The following is an 18,671-nucleotide window of genomic DNA, read 5'->3' on the forward strand; positions in this document are numbered from 1 at the left end:
CGAGGCCCGACGTTCGGCCGACCGCATCCTCTATATCGGCGACAGCACCTCGGACTTCTGCGTCTCGGGCAAGGCGGACTTCGTGCTGGCGAAAAGCCGCCTGATCGACCATTGCCGCGCCAACGCCATACCCTACGCCCCCATCGACGACTTCACCGACGCCCTGGCCCTGTTGCCGGAAATCCTGAGCCGTCCTTCGTTTCAGGATGCCGTATGACCCTGCCGATCGCCTCGCCGATGAAGGACCACGCCTATCTTCTGCCCGGTCAGGGCGACAATGGGCGCGTGGGCGTCCTGCTGATCCACGGGCTGACCGGCACGCCCAATGAGATGCGCCTGATCGCGCGCGGCCTGCAGAAGCAGGGCTTCACCGTCTACGCCCTGCAACTGGCCGGGCATTGCGGCGACGTGGACGATCTGCTGGCGACCGGCTGGCGCGACTGGATGAACAGCACCCGCGAGGGCGCGCGCCATCTGGCCGCCTGCACCGACCGGATCATCGCCGTCGGCCTGTCGATGGGCGCCCTGCTGGCGCTGGGTCTGGCCGAGGAAAAGACGCCAAAGCTGGCGGGCGTCATCGCCCTGTCCACTACCTTCCGCCACGACGGCTGGAGCATGCCCTTCTACACCCGCTTCTCCTTCCTGCTGCCGCTGTGCCGGGCGCTGGGGATCGGGGCGAAACGCGTCTTCTTCGAAATGCCGCCCTACGGCATCAAGGACGAGGCGATCCGCGCCCGCATCGTGGCCCAGATGCAGTCCGGCGACAGTTCGCAGGCCGGTCTGCCGGGCAATCCGTGGTGGTCCATCGGCGAGCTTCAGGCCCTGGCGCGCCACGTCCGCCGCCGCCTGCCGCTGATCGAGGTTCCCTGTCTGGCGATTCACGCCCGCCACGACGACGTCGCCGCCCTGTCCAACGCCCAGGACATCAAGGATCGCGTCCACAAGGCGCCGGTCGAACTGGTCGTGCTGGACGACAGCTATCACATGGTCACCATCGACCGGGAGCGCCGCCGCGTCATCGCCTGCGTCACCGATTTCGCCGACCGCATCGCCCGTCAGCACCAGACGGCGACGGAGGCCGCCGCGTGAATATGTTGGTCGTCGGCCTGTGGACCGCCAACATCATCGTCGACTGCACCGGGCAACTGGCGTTCAAGGCCGCCGCCTCCGACCCGCGCGCGGGCGAAGGGCTGGCGCGCTGGCGCTATATGGCGACGAAGCCGTGGATCTGGATCGGCGTCGGCAGCTATATCGCCGAGTTTCTGGTCTGGCTGGCCTTCCTGTCGCTGGTGCCGCTGTCCGACGGAGTGCTGCTGGGGTCGATCAACATCGTCGCTATCCTGTTGCTGGGGCGGGTGCTGTTCCGTGAGAAGCTGACCCCCTTGCGGATCATCGGCGTGACGCTGATCTCGCTTGGCGTGGCCGTGGTGGGGCTGCAAGGATGAAATCCTCTCAAAAAGCCTTCTACATCATCGGCTTCCTGACGCTGATGGCGTTCGACACCCTGGCCCAGATCTGTTTCAAACAGGCGGGGAACAGCGCCCTGCCGCTGGAGTTCTCGCCGTCATGGCTGGCGCGGGTGTTCGGCCAGCCGTGGATCTATGGCGCCATGGCGGGCTATGTCGGCGCCTTCTTCACCTGGATGACGCTGTTGCAGCGCGCGCCGGTCGGCCCGGCCTTCGCCGCCTCCCACCTCGAGATCGTATCGGTGCTGGCCCTGTCGGCGGTGCTGTTCCGCGAAGTCATCGGCTGGCCCCAGCTTCTGGGGATGCTGCTGATCCTCGGCGGCATCGTATGTCTGGCCGTGGGCGAAGGCCGTCTCAGCCGCGAGGCGGAGCCTGAGCCGCATGGCTGACTTCGCTCCGCCGACGGCGGGCCTGCCGCTGCAGATCCGCGACCTGTTCCCCGGCCGCGCCCCGTGTCTGGAGAATGATCTGGCGGCCTTTCTGGGCACGCCGCCGGTCCAGATCGAATGTTCGGGCACGGCCGCCTTCATCATCGCCCTGCGGACGCTGTCCGCCCTCGCCCCCGACCGGGACGAGGTGGTGGTCCCCGCCTACACCTGCCCCCTGATCGCCCAGGCCGTCGCCGCCTGTGATCTGAAGCTGAGGCTGGCCGACCTCAGCCCCGATGCTCTGGACATGGCGCCACAGGCGCTGGGAGCCCTGTGCGGCCCCCGCACGCTTGCCGTCGTCCCCACCCATCTGGGCGGGCGGGTCAGCGATATCGGCCCCGCTGTCGCCGCCGCCCGCCGCGTCGGCGCTTGGGTGATCGAGGACGCGGCTCAGGCGCTGGGCGCACGCCTCGGCGATGCGCCGGTCGGCCTTCAGGGCGACATCGGCTTCTACAGTCTGGCCGTCGGCAAGGGGCTCAGCATCTATGAAGGCGGCGCCCTGATCGCGCGCGAAGAGGGCCTGCGTCAGGCCCTGCTGGAGACTCGCCGCCGCCTGATCCCCGACAGTCTGACGATGGAGGCGCGGCGCATCGCCGAACTGGTCGGATACGCCCTGCTCTATCGGCCCGGCGCCCTGCGATGGAGCTATGGCGCGCCCCTGCGTCAGGCGCTGTCGCGCGGCGACTGGAGCGCGGCCGCGGGCGACGACTTTCCCGCCGCCATCCCCCTTCACCGCACCGGCCGCTGGCGCAAACAGGTCGGCGCCGAGGCGCTGAAACGTCTTCCCGCCTTTCTGGCCGGCACCGAAGCGCAGGCCCTGTCGCGGCTGGAAATTCTGAAACAACTGCATGGCGTCGAAGTCGTCGAGGACAGCGCCCCTGGCGCGCGCGGCGTCTGGCCGATCCTGATGCTGCGCCTGCCCGATCAGGCGACGCGCGACGCCGTTCTGGCCCACGGCTGGGCACAGGGGCTGGGCCTCAGCCCGCCCTTCCTGCGCGCCCTGCCGGACTATCGGCGCTATGCCTCGGTCGTCCCACCTTGCGCGCCAGACGCCCTTCCCAACGCCCGCGACTGGGCCGGGCGGCTGCTGGCCGTCAGCAACAGTCCGTGGCTGGGCGATGCCGACTTCGCGCGAGTCTGCGACATCATCCGCCGCGCGGTCGAGGGGCGGCTCTAGGCGCGCGCCTGTTCCTTGCGCTTCAGTTCGGCCTCGCGCTCGACGATGTAGTTGCGCGTCAGGGGAACCGCCTCCTGCCGACGCGCCAGCTGGACCTGAAACACGGCGATCTCCTGATAGCGGAAGGCCGTCTCGGACATGGCCAGGTAGAACTCCCACATCAGGCAGAACCGCTCGTCATACAGCGCCCTGGCCTCTTCGCGCCGCGCCATGAACCGCTCGCGCCACAGCCTCAGCGTCTGGGCGTAGTGCAGGCGCACCACCTCGATATCGGTAACGATCAGCCCCGAACGCTCGATCGCGGGCGTGAACTCGGACATGGACGCCAGATGGCCGCCGGGGAAGATGTACCGCTCCAGCCACGGGTTGTTGAAGTCCGGCACATCGCTGTTGCCGATGAAGTGCAGCAGCATGACGCCGTCTTCGGTCAGCAGGTCGCGGCACTGGCTGAAGAAGGCGTCGAAGTTGACGATGCCGACGTGCTCGAACATCCCCACCGAGACGATGCGGTCGAACGGCCCCGGCACGTCGCGATAGTCCTGAAGCCGGAACTCGATATTGGCGCCCCGCGGCGAGTTTTCCGCCCGCGCCGTCGCCGCCGTCAGTTGCTCGGTCGACAGGGTCACGCCCACCGCCTGACCGGCGCCCGCCACCTCGGCCAGATACAGGGCCATGCCGCCCCAGCCGCAGCCGATGTCCAGCACCCGGTGGCCCGGTTCGATCAGCAGCTTGGCCGCGATGTGGCGCTTCTTGGCCAGCTGGGCCTCTTCCAGCGTCTCGTCGCCCCGCTCGAAATAGGCGCAGGAATACTGACGGTCCTCGTCCAGAAACAGCCGATAGAGCCGGTCGTCCAGATCATAGTGATGGGCCACGTTGCGACGCGATTTCTTCCGCTTGTTGCTCTGCAGGATGGGCCGCAGCGCCGACCGCACGGCGTCCAGCGCCCGCACCGTGGCGCCGACCGGCACATCGCGATCGTCGCGCAGCACCAGCTCCAGAAAGTCATACACCGTGCCGCGCTCGACCCTCAGCCGCTGCTGCATGAACATCTCGCCCATGTTCAGGTCCGGGTCGCGCAGCAGGTTCAGGATCGCCCGGCGATCCGTGAAGCGCACCCGCACGCTCGGCGTCCCGCCGTCGCCCAGCCTCAGCACGGCGCCGTCCGGCATGACGATCTCCAGATCGCCGCGCTGGATCAGGGGGGTGAAGACCCGCTTCACCAGCTTCAGCATCAATCCATCTAGCATGACGTGCGCCTCCCCGAAAAATGCTGTGCGACGCGCCTAGACGCGCCACGCCGCCTGCAGAGCCGCGACCAGCTGCAGGTTGAAAGGATGATTGTCCTGCTGCCATCGGGCCACGACCTCAGCCGACGGCTCGACCGTCTGGCCGTCCATCCGGCTCAGCCAGCGCTTCCACCATGAGCGATAGCGGTGCAGCGACACTTCGCCGGTGATGTCGGCGCCGACCAGATGGCCGTTCAGCGCCGCCACGATATCCAGCCCCTGCGCCGCCGTCATCTGACCCTGATCCCAGTTGGTGCGGACCACGTCAGGGGCGAAGACATCCTTGTCGATACTCAGATAGGTCGGCGCCGGATCATCCTTCAGATAGCCGCACAGGGCCGCCGTCAGCGCGCCCGTATCGCCGAAGGAACGGAACCGCTCCCCGAAGCCGCGACGGCGCGCCCAGTCCACATCGACCCCCACGCTCCAATAGGTCGCCTTGCCCGCCTTCACCGCGCGCAGGTCATGCTCCCACGCATGGGCGGCGCCCAGATCTTCGGACGTGACGCCCACCACGTGAACCTCGGCCACGCGCGGATCCATCGCCATGCGGCCGATCCACGACCCACAGTGAACGCCCCACGGAAAGACCATGCTGTCGGGATGGTTATCCAGCACCACCACCCGCACCGGCGCCTCGGCCTGATCCAGACAGCGCTCGATCAGGGGCCAGCTCAGATGGTGAAAATCGCCGCTGCCCATCAGCACCGGCCCATGCGCCTTATACGAGGGCGCCCGCGACGACAGGGCGGCGCCTGCCCGCCGGAACGCCCCCGTCCCACAGCCGAAACGCAGCGTCTCGCGCCACTCCTGCGGCAAGGTCGGGCGGATTTCGCCCGGCAGGGTCAGCACCGACCCGTCCAGATCCAGCACCAGAGGCGGGCGCGTCATGGCTTTTCGCTCCCCGGCTTCTCGCTCCCCGCCTTCTCACTCCACGTTTTGTCGCTCTCGAACGACCCGGCCACGCGACGGCCCAGCGCCCTCAGCAGGGGGTTGCGGATGAAGACCAGATGCCGCGTGAAGGTGAAGCTGGCGCCCAGCAGGGCCTTGACCTCAGGGTCCGTCCAGCCGGCGACATAGTGCGTCAGACCCCGCTCCATCGCGTATTCCAGATTCACGAACCAGCTGACGAAATACAGGTTCGCCTCGCGCGCCTGCGGATAGATGAAGCCGATATATTTATCGATCAGCATCCCCTGATGCTCAAAGCACAGGTTCCAGCCGATGAACTCGCCATCCTGATTGCGGTATTCGAACACCACGCCCTTCTGCGCCGGATCGGTCAGGACGCCGGCGAAGAAGTCATAGGTCAGCCGGTCGAAGTGGATCTCGCTCTGGGCGTAGACCTGTTCATACATCGCGTAATAGCGGCGGACCGTCGCCTCGTCGAAACAGGCGTCGCCGGTGCGCACGACAGTCACCGTCAGACCTGCGCGCGCGCGCAGTTTCTTGCGGACGTATTTGGCGTCCTTGCGGTTCAGGCGGGCGATATAGTCGCCGACATCGCTGAAATCGATCGGCACATAGGCCAGCGCCTGCCCGGTCAGGGGGATGAAGTCCCGCGCCTCGCACGCCCGCGCCAGTTCATCGGCGAAGGCGTTGTCCTGCGCCGACAGCAGGGGCGAATCCTGCGGCAGGTCCTTCAGTATCGTCAGGGCGGCGCCGCGCCCCAGACGCTCGCGCAGGGAGGCGGCCAGCGTCGCCGCCGCCTGCGCATCGGCCCCACCGGTATCCGGCACGGGCGCATATTCCGTCACCGTCGTGCCGATGAAGGTGGTGCGCAGGCGAAGGAACCGCCGCCATGTGCGGAACCCCGGCCATTGCGACAGCCGCTCGACGAAATCGGCGTCCGCCGTGGTCAGCAGGTCGAACGGCGCCACGAACGCCGGCGCCGGCGCATCGCTGACGACCGAAAACCCTTCCGGCGGACAGGCCGTCCACCGGTCGATCAGGGTCTGCGGCTCCAGCACATTGCGCCAGCGCATCGGCGCGCCCCTCACGCCGCCTTGGCGCGGTTCAGCAGTTGTTCCAGCAGCACCATGGCCTCATCAATCTCGGAACGCGAGATCATCAGCGACGGCGCGAAGGTGATGACGTTCTTGTAGTAGCCGCCCACGTCCAGAACCAGGCCGCGCTTCTCGCCCTGATATTCCAGATCGCCGGCCAGACCGATGTCCACCATCTTGTCCAGCAGTTCGCGGTTCGGGGTGAAGCCGTCCTCGGTGCAGATCTCGGCCCGCAGCGCCAGACCCAGACCGTCGACGTCGCCGATCTCCTTGTGGCGCGTCTGCAGGTCGCGCAGCCCGTCCAGGAAATAGGCGCCCGCCTCCTTCACTTGACGGCCGAAGTCGATCTCGTGCGTCATCTTCAGCACTTCCAGACCGACCGAGGTGCCCAGCGGATTGGCCGCAAACGTCGAGTGGGTCGAGCCCGGCGGGAAGGTCGTGGGGTTGATCAGTTCCTCGCGCGCCCAGATGCCGGACAGCGGGTTCAGACCGTTGGTCAGCGCCTTGCCGAAGATCAGCACATCCGGCGTCACGCCGAAGTTCTCGACCGACCACAGGGTGCCCGTGCGCCAGAAGCCCATCTGGATCTCATCGACCACCATCAGGATGCCGTGCTGGTCCAGCACCGACTTCAGCCCGGTGAAGAAGTTGGCCGGCGGCACCACATAGCCGCCCGTCCCCTGGATCGGCTCGACGTAGAAGGCCGCATATTCGCACTGGTTCGTCTTGGGGTCCCAGACGGCGTGGTACTCGTTCTCGAACTTGCGGGCGAAGTCACGGACGATGACGTCGGCGTATTCCTCGGCCGTCATGCCGCGCGGGCGGCGGAACGGATAGGGGAAGGGAATGAACTGGGCCCGGTCGCCGAAGTGGCCGAAGCGGCGGCGATAGCGATAGCTGGAGGTGATGCTGGACGCGCCCAGCGTGCGGCCGTGATAGCCGCCCTCGAACGCGAACATCAGCGTCTTGCCGTTGCTGGCGTTGCGCACGACCTTCAGCGAGTCATCGACCGCCTGGGCGCCGCCGACGTTGAAATGGACGCGGCCCTGATGGCCCCATTTCTTCTGCGCGTCCTCGGCGATGAACTTGGCCAGTTCGATCTTGGTCGGGTGCAGATACTGGCTGGCGACCTGCGGCAGCTCCTGGATCTGACGGATCAGAGTCTCTTCCAGACGCTTGTTTTTATAGCCGAAGTTGACGGCCGAATACCACATCTGGAGGTCCAGGAAGGCGGTGCCGTCATTGTCGAACATATAGCTGCCGTCGCAGCCGGTGAAGATTTTCGGCGGATCAACATAGTGAACCGTATCGCCGAAGGAGCAGTATCGTGCTTCCTGCTCCAGAAGTTCCTGCACATTAAGGCTCACGTAAAATCTCCGTCCAACTCGTGAGCCTGTTTCCGACAGGTCAGTGCAACATCCGTCGACAAGGGATGGAGGATTTGTGGAGACGGCGAGGCCCTGTTGTGGCCCCGCCGTCGATGCCGCGTCAGGCCTGAGTAATCTGGCGGTTGCGCCCGGCGCCCAGCCCCATGACCGCCATCACCACGCACAGGACGCCGCACATGGCCAGCGCAGGCGGCCACCCGCCCGCCACATCATGCAGGGCGCCGATGGCCACCGGACCACAGGCCGACAGCAGATAGCCGACCGACTGCGTCATGCCCGACAGTTGCGCCGTCTGGTGGGCCGACCCGGTGCGCAGGCCGATGAAGGACAGGGCCAGAATGAAGCCCCCGCCGGAACCGATGCCGACCAGCGCCGCCCACACCACCGCCAGCCCCGGCGCTAGATACAGCCCCGCCAGCGCGATCAGGCTCAACAGGGAAAAGGCCGCGGCCAGGCCGCGCTGATCCTTCAGACGGCGGACCAGCGGAACCAGCACCAGTCCCGGCGCGGCCGTCGCCAGTTGCATCACCCCATGCACGGCCCCCGCCGCCTCGGCCGAGGTTCCGCTGGCCGTCAGGATCGACGGCAGCCACGCCGCCACGGCGTAATAGACAAAGGAGTTCAGGCCGAAGAACAGGGTGACCTGCCACGCCAGCCCGGACCGCCACACCGAGGCCGAAGTCTCCAGCTCCGCCGTGGCCGCCGTCGGCGCCGAGTGGCGACGCAGCTGCGGGATCCACACCAGAGCCGCCGCAGCGGGCAGGACGATCAGCGACAGCAGGGCCAGACGCCAGTCCGTGGCCTGCGCCAGCGGCGCCATCAGGGCCGAGGCGGCCGCCGACGCCACCCCCATGCTGATGGCGTAAAGGGTGGTCAGCCGGGTGATCTGATCGGGAAAGTCACGCTTCAGCAGGCTGGGCAACAGGGTGTTGCCGATGGCGATGCCCGCCCCCAGCACGACCGAGCCGCCATAAAGGGCCCACAACGGCCCGGCCGAGCGGACGGCGATGCCGGCCACCATGGCGATCAGCGCCAGAAACAGCGCCCGCTCCAGCCCGATCGCGCGGGCCAGCCGCGCCGCGAACGGCGACACGACGAAGAAGGCCAGCAGCGGCAGGGTGATCAGAAAGCCGGTCTGCCCGGCGCCCTGCCCGAACGCCTGTCCGATATCGTCCAGCAGGGGGCCTGCGCCGGTGAAGGTCGCGCGAAGCGTGGTCGCCACCAGCATGACGCCAGCGACGATCCACAAGGGATGCAGGTGTGAGCGAGAGGTCATGAAACCGCCTTGGGGAGAGACGCTGAAAAAGGCCTTGGGGGAGGAAGGCCCATTCACCCTAGCGCTGGCTCAGTCGACTGACTTCCGCTATTCAGGCAAAGAGTTTTTATAATCGGTCACAACGAGCGATCCCCGGACATGACCACCCTGCACGCCTGCTTTCAGGACTTCGACCCGGATGTCTTTCCCCAGGAGGCCATCGCCGTCAGCCTGGGCGGATCGGCCAATGAGGCGGAGCTGCCGCTGCATATTCACCGCAAGGGCCAGCTGGTCGTGGCGCTTCAGGGCGGGGTGATGTGCCGGACCGGGGACGGCCTGTGGATCGCGCCTCTGGGCGGCGGCGTCTGGGCGCCGGGCGGCACGCCGCACAGCAACCGCGTCACCGCCAACGGCCGCGTCTGCATGGTCTTCGTCGAGCCGGACGTGCCCGGCCTGCCCGACCGTTGCTGCACCCTGTCGCTCAGTCCGATGGTGATCGAGATGATCCGTCATCTCGCCCGCCAGCCCACGCCCGACTATGCGCCGGGCGGGCATCTGCACCGCATCGCCCAGGTCATTCTGGAAGAACTGCGCCACACCGAGATCGCCGCCCTGCACCTGCCGATCCCCGACGCCCCCGCCCTGCGCCGCATCGCCGAGGCTCTGATCGAAAACCCCGGCGACCGGACCACGGTGGCCGACTGGGCGCGCCGCGTCGCCATGAGCGAGCGCACCCTGACCCGTCTGGTCAGCCGCGAAACCGGCATGAACTTCAGCCGCTGGCGTCAGCAGCTTCAGATCGTGCTGGCGCTGCAGAGGCTGTCGTCCGGCGCCTCGGTGCAGAGCGTCGCCCATGATCTGGGTTATGAGTCCGCCAGCGCCTTCATCACCATGTTCAAGACCGCCATGGGCAAGCCCCCGGCCCGCTACATCGCCGACATGGGCGCCCAGATCGGCACAGAAGTCAGCGCCGAAACCGCAGAGGACGATTGACCCCCTGCCCGCTCAGAATTCCCAGTCTTCGTCCTCGGTCGCGACCGCCTTGCCGATGACATAGGACGAGCCGGAGCCAGAGAAGAAGTCGTGGTTCTCGTCCGCATTGGGCGACAGGGCCGACAGGATGGCCGGGTTCACGTCCGTGACCGTCGCCGGGAACAGCGCTTCATAGCCCAGGTTCATCAGCGACTTGTTGGCGTTGTAGTGCAGGAACTTCTTGACGTCCTCGGTCAGACCCAGACCGTCATACAGGGCCTCGGTGTATTTGGCCTCATTGTCATACAGTTCGAACAGAAGCTCGAAGGCGAAGTCCTTGATCGACTGCTTCTCGGCCTCGGTGCGCGTCTCCAGCTGCTTCTGGAACTTGTAGCCGATGTAATAGCCGTGGACCGCCTCGTCGCGGATGATCAGGCGGATCAGGTCGGCGGTGTTCGTCAGCCGCGCCCGGCTGGACCAGTACATCGGCAGATAGAAGCCCGAATAGAACAGGAAGCTTTCCAGGAAGACGCTGGCCACCTTCCGCTTCAGCGGATCGTCGGCGACATAGTGTTTCAGGATCAGCTCCGCCTTGCGTTGCAGGTGTTCGTTCTCCTCGCTCCAGCGATAGGCGTCGTCGACGTCGCGCGTCGAACACAGGGTCGAGAAGATCGAGGAATAGGACCGCGCGTGGACCGCCTCCATGAAGCTGATGTTGCTCAACACCGCCTCTTCGTGCGGCGTCAGGGCGTCGGGCATCAGGGCGGGCGCCCCCACCGTGTTCTGGATGGTGTCCAGCAGGGTCAAACCGGTGAAGACCCGGATCGTCAGCTTCTGCTCGTCCGGCGTCAGCCCCGCCCACGACGGAATGTCGTTCGACAGCGGCACCTTTTCCGGCAGCCAGAAATTGCCGGTCAGCCGGTTCCAGACCTCAAGGTCCTTCTCGTCCTGCAAACGGTTCCAGTTGATCGCCTGCACGCGCGAGACGGGTTTGAAGGGGGCGTTCATTTCAGCACTTCCCGAACATCACGGGAGGCTGCCACCTCCCTAAAAACCTAAAAGATCATCCCCTCAGACCGCGAGCCGTCGCGCCGAACGTTCAGGGGATGACCGTCGTCCGCGCGCCCTTCAGGCGCGCGAACCACTCACAGAGAACAACTCACGCAGCCCTCGACCTCGGTCCCGCTCAGGGCCATCTGGCGCAGGCGGATGTAGTAGATGGTCTTGATGCCCTTCTTCCACGCGTAGATCTGGGCGCGGTTGATGTCGCGGGTCGTGGCCGTGTCGCGGAAGAACAGCGTCAGCGACAGGCCCTGATCGACGTGCTGGGTCGCCGCCGCATAGGTGTCGATGATCTTCTCGGGCCCGATCTCATAGGCGTCCTGATAGTATTCCTGATTGTCGTTGGTCAGGAAGGCGGCCGGATAATAGACGCGGCCGATCTTGCCCTCTTTCCTGATCTCGATCTTCGACACGATCGGGTGGATCGAGGACGTCGAGTGGTTGATGTAGCTGATCGACCCCGTCGGCGGCACGGCCTGCAGGTTTCGGTTATAGAGGCCGTGCTGCTGCACATCGGCCTTCAGCGCGCGCCAGTCGTCCTGCGTCGGGATCGCCACGCCCGCATCGGCGAACAGCTGACGCACGCGTTCGGTGGCGGGCGCCCATGGCTGTTCGGTGTATTTGTCGAAATACTCGCCCGATGCGTATTTCGACTGCTCGAACCCGGCGAAGGATGCGCCGTTCTCCTGGGCCAGCCGGTTCGAGGCGCGCAGGGCGTGATAGGTCACGGCATAGAAATAGATATTGGTGAAATCGACGCCTTCTTCCGAGCCGTAGAAGATGCGTTCGCGCGCCAGATAGCCGTGCAGGTTCATCTGACCCAGACCGATGGCCCGACTCTCGCGGTTGCCGCGCGCGATGGAGGGCACGGCGTCGATATCGCTCATGTCGGCCACGGCGGTCAGGGCGCGGATCGCCGTCTCGACCGTCGCGCCCAGATCGGGCGAGTCCATCGCCGCCGCGATGTTCAGCGACCCCAGATTGCAGGAAATATCCTTGCCCACATGGTCGTAATTCAGGTCGGACTTATAGGTGCTGGCCTCGCTGACCTGCAGGATTTCCGAGCACAGATTGCTCATGATGATCCGGCCGTCGATCGGATTGGCGCGGTTCGCCGTGTCCTCGAACAGGATGTAGGGATAACCGGACTCGAACTGGATTTCGGCCAGGATCTGGAAGAAGTCCCGCGCCTTGATCTTGCGCTTGCGGATGCGGCCGTCGTCGGCCATCTCGCGATACTTCTCAGAGACTGAAATCTCCGAGAAGGGCACGCCATAGACGCGCTCCACGTCATAGGGCGAGAACAGATACATATCCTCGTTGTTGCGGGCCAGTTCGAAGGTGATGTCCGGGATCACCACGCCCAGCGACAGGGTCTTGATGCGGATCTTCTCGTCCGCATTCTCGCGCTTGGTGTCGAGGAAGCGCAGGATGTCCGGGTGGTGCGCGTTCAGATAGACCGCCCCCGCCCCCTGCCGCGCGCCCAGCTGGTTGGCGTAGGAAAAGGCGTCTTCCAGCAGCTTCATGATCGGGATGACGCCCGACGACTGCCCCTCGATCTGCTTGATCGGGGCGCCCGCCTCGCGAATGTTGGTCAGGGCGAAGGCCACGCCGCCGCCGCGCTTGGACAGTTGCAGGGCCGAGTTTATCGCCCGGCCGATCGACTCCATATTGTCCTCGATCCGCAGCAGGAAACAGGACACCAGTTCGCCCCGCTGCTGCTTGCCCGCATTGAGGAAGGTCGGCGTCGCGGGCTGGAACCGCCCTGCGATGATCTCATCCACCAGCGCCGTCGCCAGCGCCTCGTCCCCGCGCCCCAGCGCCAGAGCGACCATGCAGACCCGGTCCTCATACCGCTCCAGATACCGCTTACCGTCGAAGGTCTTCAGCGTGTAGGAGGTGTAGTATTTGAACGCGCCGAGGAAGGTCGGGAAGCGGAACTTCTTGCCATAGGCGCGGTTGAACAGGCCCTCGATGAAGGCGAAGCCGTACTGATCCAGCACCGACTTCTCATAATATCCATGCTCGACCAGATAATCGAGGCGCTCCTTCAGCGAATGGAAGAAGACGGTGTTCTGATTGACGTGCTGCAGGAAATACTGGCGCGCCGCCAGCCTGTCCTTGTCGAACTGGATCTCGCCATTGGCGCCATACAGGTTCAGCATGGCGTTCAGCGCGTGATAATCCATGCCCGCCGTCGCATCGGGGGCGCCAGCGGTGGTCGCCGCCGGGCGTTCTACTGTGGTCGTGACCAAAAGCGTTCCAATCCTGATCTGATGCGGTCTACGTCCTCGGCCGTCCCCATCAGCTCGAAGCGATCCAGATAGGGAACGCCGCACTTGGCCGAGACGATCGAGCCGGACTTGCAGAAGTGATGTCCGAAGTTGGTGTTGCCCGCGGCGATGACGCCCCGGATGCCCTGACGGTTCAGCGGGTCGTTCAGAAACCGGATCACCGGCTTGGGCACCCCGCCCCGCCCGTCGTCGCCGCAATAGGTCGGCACGATCAGCACATAGGGCCGACGCACCTCCAGCGGTCCCTCCGACGCCCGCAGCGGGATGCGCAGATTATCCAGCGCCAGCTTGTCCACGAAGCGCCGCGTATTCTCCGACACGCTGGAATAATAGACGACCAGAGGCATGGTTATTCCCTATCGCTCGCCGCACGGCGGCTCGCTGCTTGAGGGAGGTGGGTTCCCTAACGCTCCCCGCACTGAGCGCGCTGCTTGAGGGACCGGTTCAGGCCGCCAGGGCGCCGATCTTGTCGGGGCGGAAACCGGCCCAGTGGTCGTCGCCCGCCACCACCACCGGCGCCTGCCGATAACCCATCGCCGTGACCTGATCATAGGCCGCCTGATCCTGCGTCAGATCGACCACCTGATAGGCCAGGCCCTGCCGATCCAGCGCCCGTGTCGTGGCGTCGCACTGAACGCAGGCGGGCTTGCTGTAGACGGTGATGGACATGACAAAGGCTCCCTCAGCCACTAAATCTAGTAGACGAAGCGATTCATACCACTCCATTTAGAAATTGCGAGACGTTATCACTCGCAATTCGGTGTTTGTGATCGCTTCGCCCGCGCCCGGCATGAAAAAAGGGACGGGCCGCCTGCGCCGCCCGTCCCCGATCTTCCATCCGTTTGAAGGCCTTAGCCGCGGACAGTGTCCGTCGCCTCGCCCAGGGCGCCGTTGCGCGCCACCGTGTAACGTTTCAGCGCCGTGACCTCGAACGGTTTGGCGAAGATGGTCGACACCTGCATCAGCGCCGCCTCGGCCCGTTCCGCCGTCAGGGTCAGGACGATGAAGCCCTTGGCCGACTGGTCGCAGAAGACGACCTCTTCATTGGCCTGCATCAGCGCGGCCCCCAGCGGGAAGCCGCCGATGGCGTCGCCGATCGAGGGGCTGGACACGGCGCTGGTCCCGAACTCGATCGCCCGGCGCGCGCCGCCCGCGTCCTTCAGCTCATTGACCCAGAAGGCATGGCTGTCGCCGGACAGGACGATGGGCTGAACCCCCGCCTCGGCGAAGGCGCCATACAGCCGCTCGCGCCCGGCCGGATAGCCGTCCCACGCATCCAGATTGAACGGCAGCCCCATGCTGAACAGGAACAGAGCCTGCTCGAACTGTTCGCGATAAGCCTCTGGAATCTGGCTCATCATTCCCTGAATCTGCGCCTCGGTCAAGGTGCGCGATACGTCAGGCCCGGCGACGCGCGCCACCACCACCTGATTGCCCAGCACCTGCCACGGACGCCCCTTGGCCTTGGAGGCCGCCAGTTCACGCTTCAGCCAGTCACGCTGTTGCGGCCCCATCAGATCGCGCGACGGATCGTTCAGCCTGGCCCGGAAGGCGTCCAGATCCAGCACAGGCTCGCCGGCCGGCCCCTCCTTGGCCGTCAGATCCTTCGCATAGTCCAGTTGCTCGGTGCGGCCGGTCAGCCGCGTCTCGACCATCATCAGACTGGCCAGATCGCCGAAGTGGAAGCTGCGGTGGATCGCCTCCTGCAGGGCGCCCGGCGCCGCCTCGCGGATCGGCATCCACTCATAATAGGCCTTCAGCGCCGCCGCCTTGCGCACGGCGAAGTCGCCTTCCGTCTCGGGCTGATGGTTCTCGGCGCCGTGCATCCAGGAATCATTGGCCGTCTCATGGTCGTCCCAGACGCAGATGAAGGGCGCACGGGCGTGGGCGGCCTGCAGATCGACGTCGGTCTTGTACTGGGCGTGACGCAGCCGATAGTCGGCCAGGGTGACGATCTCATGCGGCGGCTGCGGCACGCGGCCCAGCTTGGCCCCTGTCGCCATGCCATAGGCGTCGTCTTCCGCTCCGTATTCGTAGATGTAGTCGCCCAGATGGACCACGGCGTCCACGGACGGCAGGGCGGCGATGGCCTCATAGGCGTTGAACAGGCCGCCGGGGTGCAACTGGCACGACACCACCGCCAGATTGACCGGCTCCACGCCATTGGCCGCCAGCGTACGCGTCCGACCGATGGGCGAGCGCGCCTCGCCCACGGCGAAGTCATAGCGATAGTCGCGTCCGGGACGCAGGCCCGCCGCATCGACCTTGACCGTATAGTCGCGCTCCGGCCCGGTCGTGATGCGGCCCGTGGCGGCGACGCGGCCGCCCTCGCCTTCCAGCACGCGCCAGACGACCGTCACCGGCCCGGCCTGTCCGACCTCGGGCGTCACCCGCGTCCACAGAATGACCCGATCCGTCGCCGGATCACCCGAGGCGACGCCGTGCGCAAAGGCGACGGCGACGTCTTCGCCCGACGGAAGCGTGGCGCAACCGGCCGCCGCTCCCGCTCCGAACAGGCCCAGAAGGCCGCGACGGTTCATGCTCATCTTCGCGGCCCTCAGTAGCGCAGGGTGAAGGCGACGCCATAGCTGGCCCCGCGTCCGGCGATGAAGGACGGCAGGCCCAGCGCATCGCCGGTATTGCCCGCGTCCTTGATGTATTTCTCGTCCAGGATGTTGTCGCCGAAGGCCTCGAGGCCCCAATTCCCGTTCGACGGGGCGTAGCGCACCCGCAGGTTCAGCAGGCCATAGCCGTCCTGATATTCGTCCTGGATCAGGTCGGGCACGAAGTTGCCGGTCTGAAGGTCCGGACGGTCGTTGTCGTCGTCGAAGAAGACCTTGGACTGCCACGTATAGGTCGGCTGGACCTCGAACGTCCCGCTTTCGACCGGCAGGCGCCACGTCGCCCCGATCGAGGCCATATGATCCGGCGACAGGCGGAAGCTGTTGCCCTTGCGCGCCCCGCTGTCGAAGCGCGAGTGGTTGTAGCCATAGGTGGCGAACAGATCGAACGTCGGCGCCACGGCGAAGGCCGCCTGACCTTCAAAGCCATAGGCGCTGGCCTCGCCCGCATTGATGGTGACGAAGCGGACGCCTTCCTGCTGCGTCGTCTGGAAGTTGTCATAGGCGTAGTAGAAGACCGCCGCGTCCAGACGCAGGCGCCGATCCATCAGCGCCGTCTTATAGCCGACCTCGAAGCTGTCGACGGTTTCAGCCGGGACCACCTCGAACTGGGGCGCGCCCAGCGGGGCCGAGGGGCCGCGCACTTCCAGCACCTCCGGGCGACGGCCGCGCGCATAGTTGGCGTACAGGCTGGCGTCGTCCGACAGGGCGTAACGGGCGTTCAGGCGCCAGGTGAAGCCGTCGTCCTTGTGATCCGCATCGATGCGGTTCCCGTTGCCCGCCGTCGGCTGGCTGGTGATGCCGAACAGGGGAACCATCGTCGCGGGCAGCTGGCCGTAAAGCGGATTGGCCAGCGCGCCCAACAGGGTCGGAACCTGCGCAGGCGGCACGGCGCCCTGCGCCACGGCCAACAGACCGCCCAGCGTCGAGCGTCCGTTCAGCACGGCGGCGGAATAACCCGTCGTCTTGTCATCCGTGGTCCAGCGCAGGCCGCCCGCGATCTCCAGTCGATCCGTGACCTGCACGGTCACATCGCCGAACACGTCCCACGACGTCAGCTCGCCGAAGTTGGTCGAGGTCTCGATATGGGCCGACTTCAGATTATCGGCGATCGGCCCGGCCAGGGCGCCCCCGCCCAGCGGCGTCAGCATCTGCGCCAGCGCCAGCCGCGCCAGCGTCGGATAGGCCGCCATCGGCAGGGTGTTGTGGCCCACGCCCGTCGGGTTTCCGTCCAGCAGCCCGGCCAGTTGCACCAGAGCCAGACGCTCATCGAACTGGGTCGGCATCCGCTGGAAGCCTTCCTCGCGGAACCACCCGGCGCCGACGAAGCCGCTGACGCGCCCGCCGTTGTCGTAGTTCAGGCGCAGTTCCTGGCTCCACTGCTTGCCGTGGGCGTGCTCGGCCGCCGTCAGCAGCGGCAGCGACAGGCCGTCCGGATCGAACACCTCGGTCGAGTCGAAGGTGCGGTAGGCCGTGGTCGAGTTCAGCGTCAGCGACGGCGACAGCCGCCATTTGGCCAGCCCCGTCACGCCCCACACTTCCCGGTCCAGCCCCAGCCCGACCCCGCCGTCGAAGTCGGCGCCCGGCGTCAGGGCCGCGCCCTCCCACGGATCACGTCCGCCCAGCACCGCGCCGGTGTTCGGATCGGCCGGGTTATAGGCGATGGACTTGAACGAGGTCGCCGAGGCGTCATCCACCTGATAGTTGGCGATCAGGTCAAACGACAGGTTCTCCGTCGGCGCCCAGGCGCCCGACAGACGCACGGCCTTCGTCTCGATGGAGTTGTAGTTTTCGCCGCCCAGCAGGTTCTCGACCGTGCCGTCGCGCGTCTTCATCCGCGTGGCCAGACGCAGGGCGCCCGTCTCGCCCAGCGGAGCGTTCACAAAGCCCTCGACCGAACGGTAATCCATGTCCCCCGCCTCGATACGGGCGGCGGCGTCGAACCGGCCGAGGCGGGCGCGGTTCTGCACCAGATTGACCGCGCCGATCAGGGCGCCGCGACCATACAGGGTCGACTGCGGCCCCTTGGCCACCTCGATCCGCTCCATGTCGAACAGCTCGACATAGGAGCCGCGCGACTTCGAGATCGACACCCCGTCCTGATAGACGGACACCCGCGGCTCGGCCGTGGCGGCGCCCGAGTCCGAGGTGATCCCGCGCATCACAAAGCCCGGATTGTTCGGCGACTGGTTCTGCACCAGAAAGCCCGGCACGAAGGCCGACAGCTGGTCGAACTCCTGCACGCCCAGGCTTTCAAGGAAAGCGCCGCTGTAGGCCGTCAGGGCGAACGGCACCTCGATCGGATCCTGCGCGCGCAGCTGGGCGGTCACGACGATGTCGTCGACGGCCGAGGCCGCTTCGGGCGTCTGATCTACGGCCAGAGCCTCAGTCTTTGCCTGCGCGGCGCCGGCGGCCAACAGGCTCAACATCGCGGCCCCGGCCATCAGCACCGGCTTGTTTACAACGGACTTCATCACTGCATCCCCTAGCTTGAGTGCAGGATGCCTAGTGGGCGTCGGCGTCAGCCCCGCGACGGATACGCAACCCCAAGATGAACCTGATGCTTACGTTCAACGAATAGACATCCGGGAACGGCGATTTATCACCCGCCGCCGTCCTGGCCCGCGTCCGCGACTTGACTCAAAAGCGTATACTGACGGACTGAACGCCTATCGGACGCGCCCCCGCAGGCCCCGCCTGCACCGACCTTTTCGCC

General features: G+C 66.2%; 16 protein-coding genes and 1 pseudogene. 6 read left to right on the forward strand and 11 right to left on the reverse strand.

The window, feature by feature from the left end; all coding sequences use genetic code 11:
• The 5 genes and pseudogenes from ABE454_RS09765 to ABE454_RS09785 form a co-directional block, all read left to right on the forward strand.
• Positions 1 to 217 (forward strand): annotated as a pseudogene (locus ABE454_RS09765) (hypothetical protein); the annotation flags it as partial.
• The gene (locus tag ABE454_RS09770; RefSeq protein WP_346531244.1) at positions 214 to 1,089 is read left to right on the forward strand and encodes an alpha/beta hydrolase; all 876 of its coding nucleotides are present in this window, start codon (positions 214 to 216) and stop codon (positions 1,087 to 1,089) included. The pseudogene ABE454_RS09765 and the gene ABE454_RS09770, both read left to right, overlap by 4 nt.
• Positions 1,086 to 1,445 (forward strand): EamA family transporter, encoded by a 360-nt coding sequence (locus ABE454_RS09775; protein WP_430826079.1) that lies wholly within the window; start codon positions 1,086 to 1,088, stop codon positions 1,443 to 1,445. Before ABE454_RS09770 ends, ABE454_RS09775 begins: the two co-directional genes overlap by 4 nt.
• The gene (locus ABE454_RS09780; RefSeq protein ID WP_346531247.1) at positions 1,442 to 1,855 is read left to right on the forward strand and encodes an EamA family transporter; all 414 of its coding nucleotides are present in this window, start codon (positions 1,442 to 1,444) and stop codon (positions 1,853 to 1,855) included. Before ABE454_RS09775 ends, ABE454_RS09780 begins: the two co-directional genes overlap by 4 nt.
• The gene (locus ABE454_RS09785; RefSeq protein ID WP_346531250.1) at positions 1,848 to 3,071 is read left to right on the forward strand and encodes a DegT/DnrJ/EryC1/StrS family aminotransferase; all 1,224 of its coding nucleotides are present in this window, start codon (positions 1,848 to 1,850) and stop codon (positions 3,069 to 3,071) included. The genes ABE454_RS09780 and ABE454_RS09785 overlap by 8 nt, the downstream gene beginning before the upstream one ends.
• Here ABE454_RS09785 and ABE454_RS09790 read toward each other — a convergent pair.
• The 5 genes from ABE454_RS09790 to ABE454_RS09810 form a co-directional block, all read right to left on the reverse strand.
• A complete protein-coding gene (locus ABE454_RS09790) occupies positions 3,068 to 4,318 on the reverse strand; it encodes a cyclopropane-fatty-acyl-phospholipid synthase family protein (RefSeq protein ID WP_346531253.1) in 1,251 nt (416 codons plus the stop codon). The genes ABE454_RS09785 and ABE454_RS09790 overlap by 4 nt on opposite strands.
• Before the next feature lie 36 nt (positions 4,319 to 4,354).
• Positions 4,355 to 5,248 (reverse strand): arginase family protein, encoded by an 894-nt coding sequence (locus ABE454_RS09795; RefSeq protein ID WP_346531256.1) that lies wholly within the window; start codon positions 5,246 to 5,248, stop codon positions 4,355 to 4,357.
• Entirely contained in the window at positions 5,245 to 6,342 is a 1,098-nt protein-coding gene (locus tag ABE454_RS09800) for a GNAT family N-acetyltransferase (protein ID WP_346531257.1), read from the reverse strand. The genes ABE454_RS09795 and ABE454_RS09800 overlap by 4 nt, the downstream gene beginning before the upstream one ends.
• A gap of 11 nt (positions 6,343 to 6,353) precedes the next feature.
• Positions 6,354 to 7,730, reverse strand: a complete 1,377-nt coding sequence (locus tag ABE454_RS09805; protein ID WP_346531260.1) for an aspartate aminotransferase family protein — start codon at positions 7,728 to 7,730, stop codon at positions 6,354 to 6,356.
• 121 nt (positions 7,731 to 7,851) lie between these two features.
• Complete coding sequence (locus ABE454_RS09810) at positions 7,852 to 9,027, reverse strand: MFS transporter (protein WP_346531263.1); 1,176 nt, start codon at positions 9,025 to 9,027, stop codon at positions 7,852 to 7,854.
• 138 nt (positions 9,028 to 9,165) lie between these two features.
• On the opposite strand from ABE454_RS09810, the gene ABE454_RS09815 reads away from it, so the two are divergent.
• Complete coding sequence (locus ABE454_RS09815) at positions 9,166 to 9,999, forward strand: AraC family transcriptional regulator (protein WP_346531266.1); 834 nt, start codon at positions 9,166 to 9,168, stop codon at positions 9,997 to 9,999.
• Positions 10,000 to 10,011: 12 nt separating this feature from the next.
• On the opposite strand, the gene nrdF is transcribed toward ABE454_RS09815, so the two are convergent.
• From nrdF to ABE454_RS09845, 6 genes are all read right to left on the reverse strand, one after another.
• On the reverse strand, positions 10,012 to 10,986 hold the full coding sequence (gene nrdF, locus ABE454_RS09820; RefSeq protein WP_346531269.1) for a class 1b ribonucleoside-diphosphate reductase subunit beta: 975 nt from the start codon (positions 10,984 to 10,986) through the stop codon (positions 10,012 to 10,014).
• Between the two features lie 137 nt (positions 10,987 to 11,123).
• Positions 11,124 to 13,295: a class 1b ribonucleoside-diphosphate reductase subunit alpha gene (gene nrdE, locus ABE454_RS09825; RefSeq protein WP_430826084.1), complete on the reverse strand. Its 2,172-nt coding sequence runs from the start codon at positions 13,293 to 13,295 to the stop codon at positions 11,124 to 11,126.
• On the reverse strand, positions 13,277 to 13,681 hold the full coding sequence (gene nrdI / locus ABE454_RS09830; RefSeq protein WP_346531272.1) for a class Ib ribonucleoside-diphosphate reductase assembly flavoprotein NrdI: 405 nt from the start codon (positions 13,679 to 13,681) through the stop codon (positions 13,277 to 13,279). Before nrdI ends, nrdE begins: the two co-directional genes overlap by 19 nt.
• Before the next feature lie 97 nt (positions 13,682 to 13,778).
• Positions 13,779 to 14,003: a glutaredoxin-like protein NrdH gene (gene nrdH / locus ABE454_RS09835; protein ID WP_346531275.1), complete on the reverse strand. Its 225-nt coding sequence runs from the start codon at positions 14,001 to 14,003 to the stop codon at positions 13,779 to 13,781.
• A gap of 182 nt (positions 14,004 to 14,185) precedes the next feature.
• On the reverse strand, positions 14,186 to 15,880 hold the full coding sequence (locus tag ABE454_RS09840) for an alkaline phosphatase D family protein (RefSeq protein ID WP_346531277.1): 1,695 nt from the start codon (positions 15,878 to 15,880) through the stop codon (positions 14,186 to 14,188).
• Between the two features lie 11 nt (positions 15,881 to 15,891).
• A complete protein-coding gene (locus tag ABE454_RS09845; RefSeq protein WP_346531279.1) occupies positions 15,892 to 18,429 on the reverse strand; it encodes a TonB-dependent receptor in 2,538 nt (845 codons plus the stop codon).
• Between the last annotated feature and the right edge of the window lie 242 nt (positions 18,430 to 18,671).

This window comes from Brevundimonas diminuta (genome assembly GCF_039673845.1).
In the GTDB taxonomy this organism is placed as follows: Bacteria; Pseudomonadota; Alphaproteobacteria; order Caulobacterales; family Caulobacteraceae; genus Brevundimonas; species Brevundimonas diminuta_E.

Bases quoted from the DNA above. Each gene is read 5' to 3' on its own strand.
- ABE454_RS09780 (WP_346531247.1), top strand. From the start codon at position 1,442: ATGAAATCCTCTCAAAAAGCCTTCTACATCATCGGCTTCCTGACGCTG.
- nrdH (WP_346531275.1), bottom strand. From the start codon at position 14,003: ATGTCCATCACCGTCTACAGCAAGCCCGCCTGCGTTCAGTGCGACGCC.
- ABE454_RS09845 (WP_346531279.1), bottom strand. From the start codon at position 18,429: ATGAAGTCCGTTGTAAACAAGCCGGTGCTGATGGCCGGGGCCGCGATG.
- ABE454_RS09800 (WP_346531257.1), bottom strand. From the start codon at position 6,342: ATGCGCTGGCGCAATGTGCTGGAGCCGCAGACCCTGATCGACCGGTGG.
- ABE454_RS09790 (WP_346531253.1), bottom strand. From the start codon at position 4,318: ATGCTAGATGGATTGATGCTGAAGCTGGTGAAGCGGGTCTTCACCCCC.
- ABE454_RS09840 (WP_346531277.1), bottom strand. From the start codon at position 15,880: ATGAGCATGAACCGTCGCGGCCTTCTGGGCCTGTTCGGAGCGGGAGCG.
- nrdF (WP_346531269.1), bottom strand. From the start codon at position 10,986: ATGAACGCCCCCTTCAAACCCGTCTCGCGCGTGCAGGCGATCAACTGG.
- ABE454_RS09785 (WP_346531250.1), top strand. From the start codon at position 1,848: ATGGCTGACTTCGCTCCGCCGACGGCGGGCCTGCCGCTGCAGATCCGC.
- ABE454_RS09770 (WP_346531244.1), top strand. From the start codon at position 214: ATGACCCTGCCGATCGCCTCGCCGATGAAGGACCACGCCTATCTTCTG.
- nrdI (WP_346531272.1), bottom strand. From the start codon at position 13,681: ATGCCTCTGGTCGTCTATTATTCCAGCGTGTCGGAGAATACGCGGCGC.
- ABE454_RS09795 (WP_346531256.1), bottom strand. From the start codon at position 5,248: ATGACGCGCCCGCCTCTGGTGCTGGATCTGGACGGGTCGGTGCTGACC.
- ABE454_RS09815 (WP_346531266.1), top strand. From the start codon at position 9,166: ATGACCACCCTGCACGCCTGCTTTCAGGACTTCGACCCGGATGTCTTT.
- ABE454_RS09810 (WP_346531263.1), bottom strand. From the start codon at position 9,027: ATGACCTCTCGCTCACACCTGCATCCCTTGTGGATCGTCGCTGGCGTC.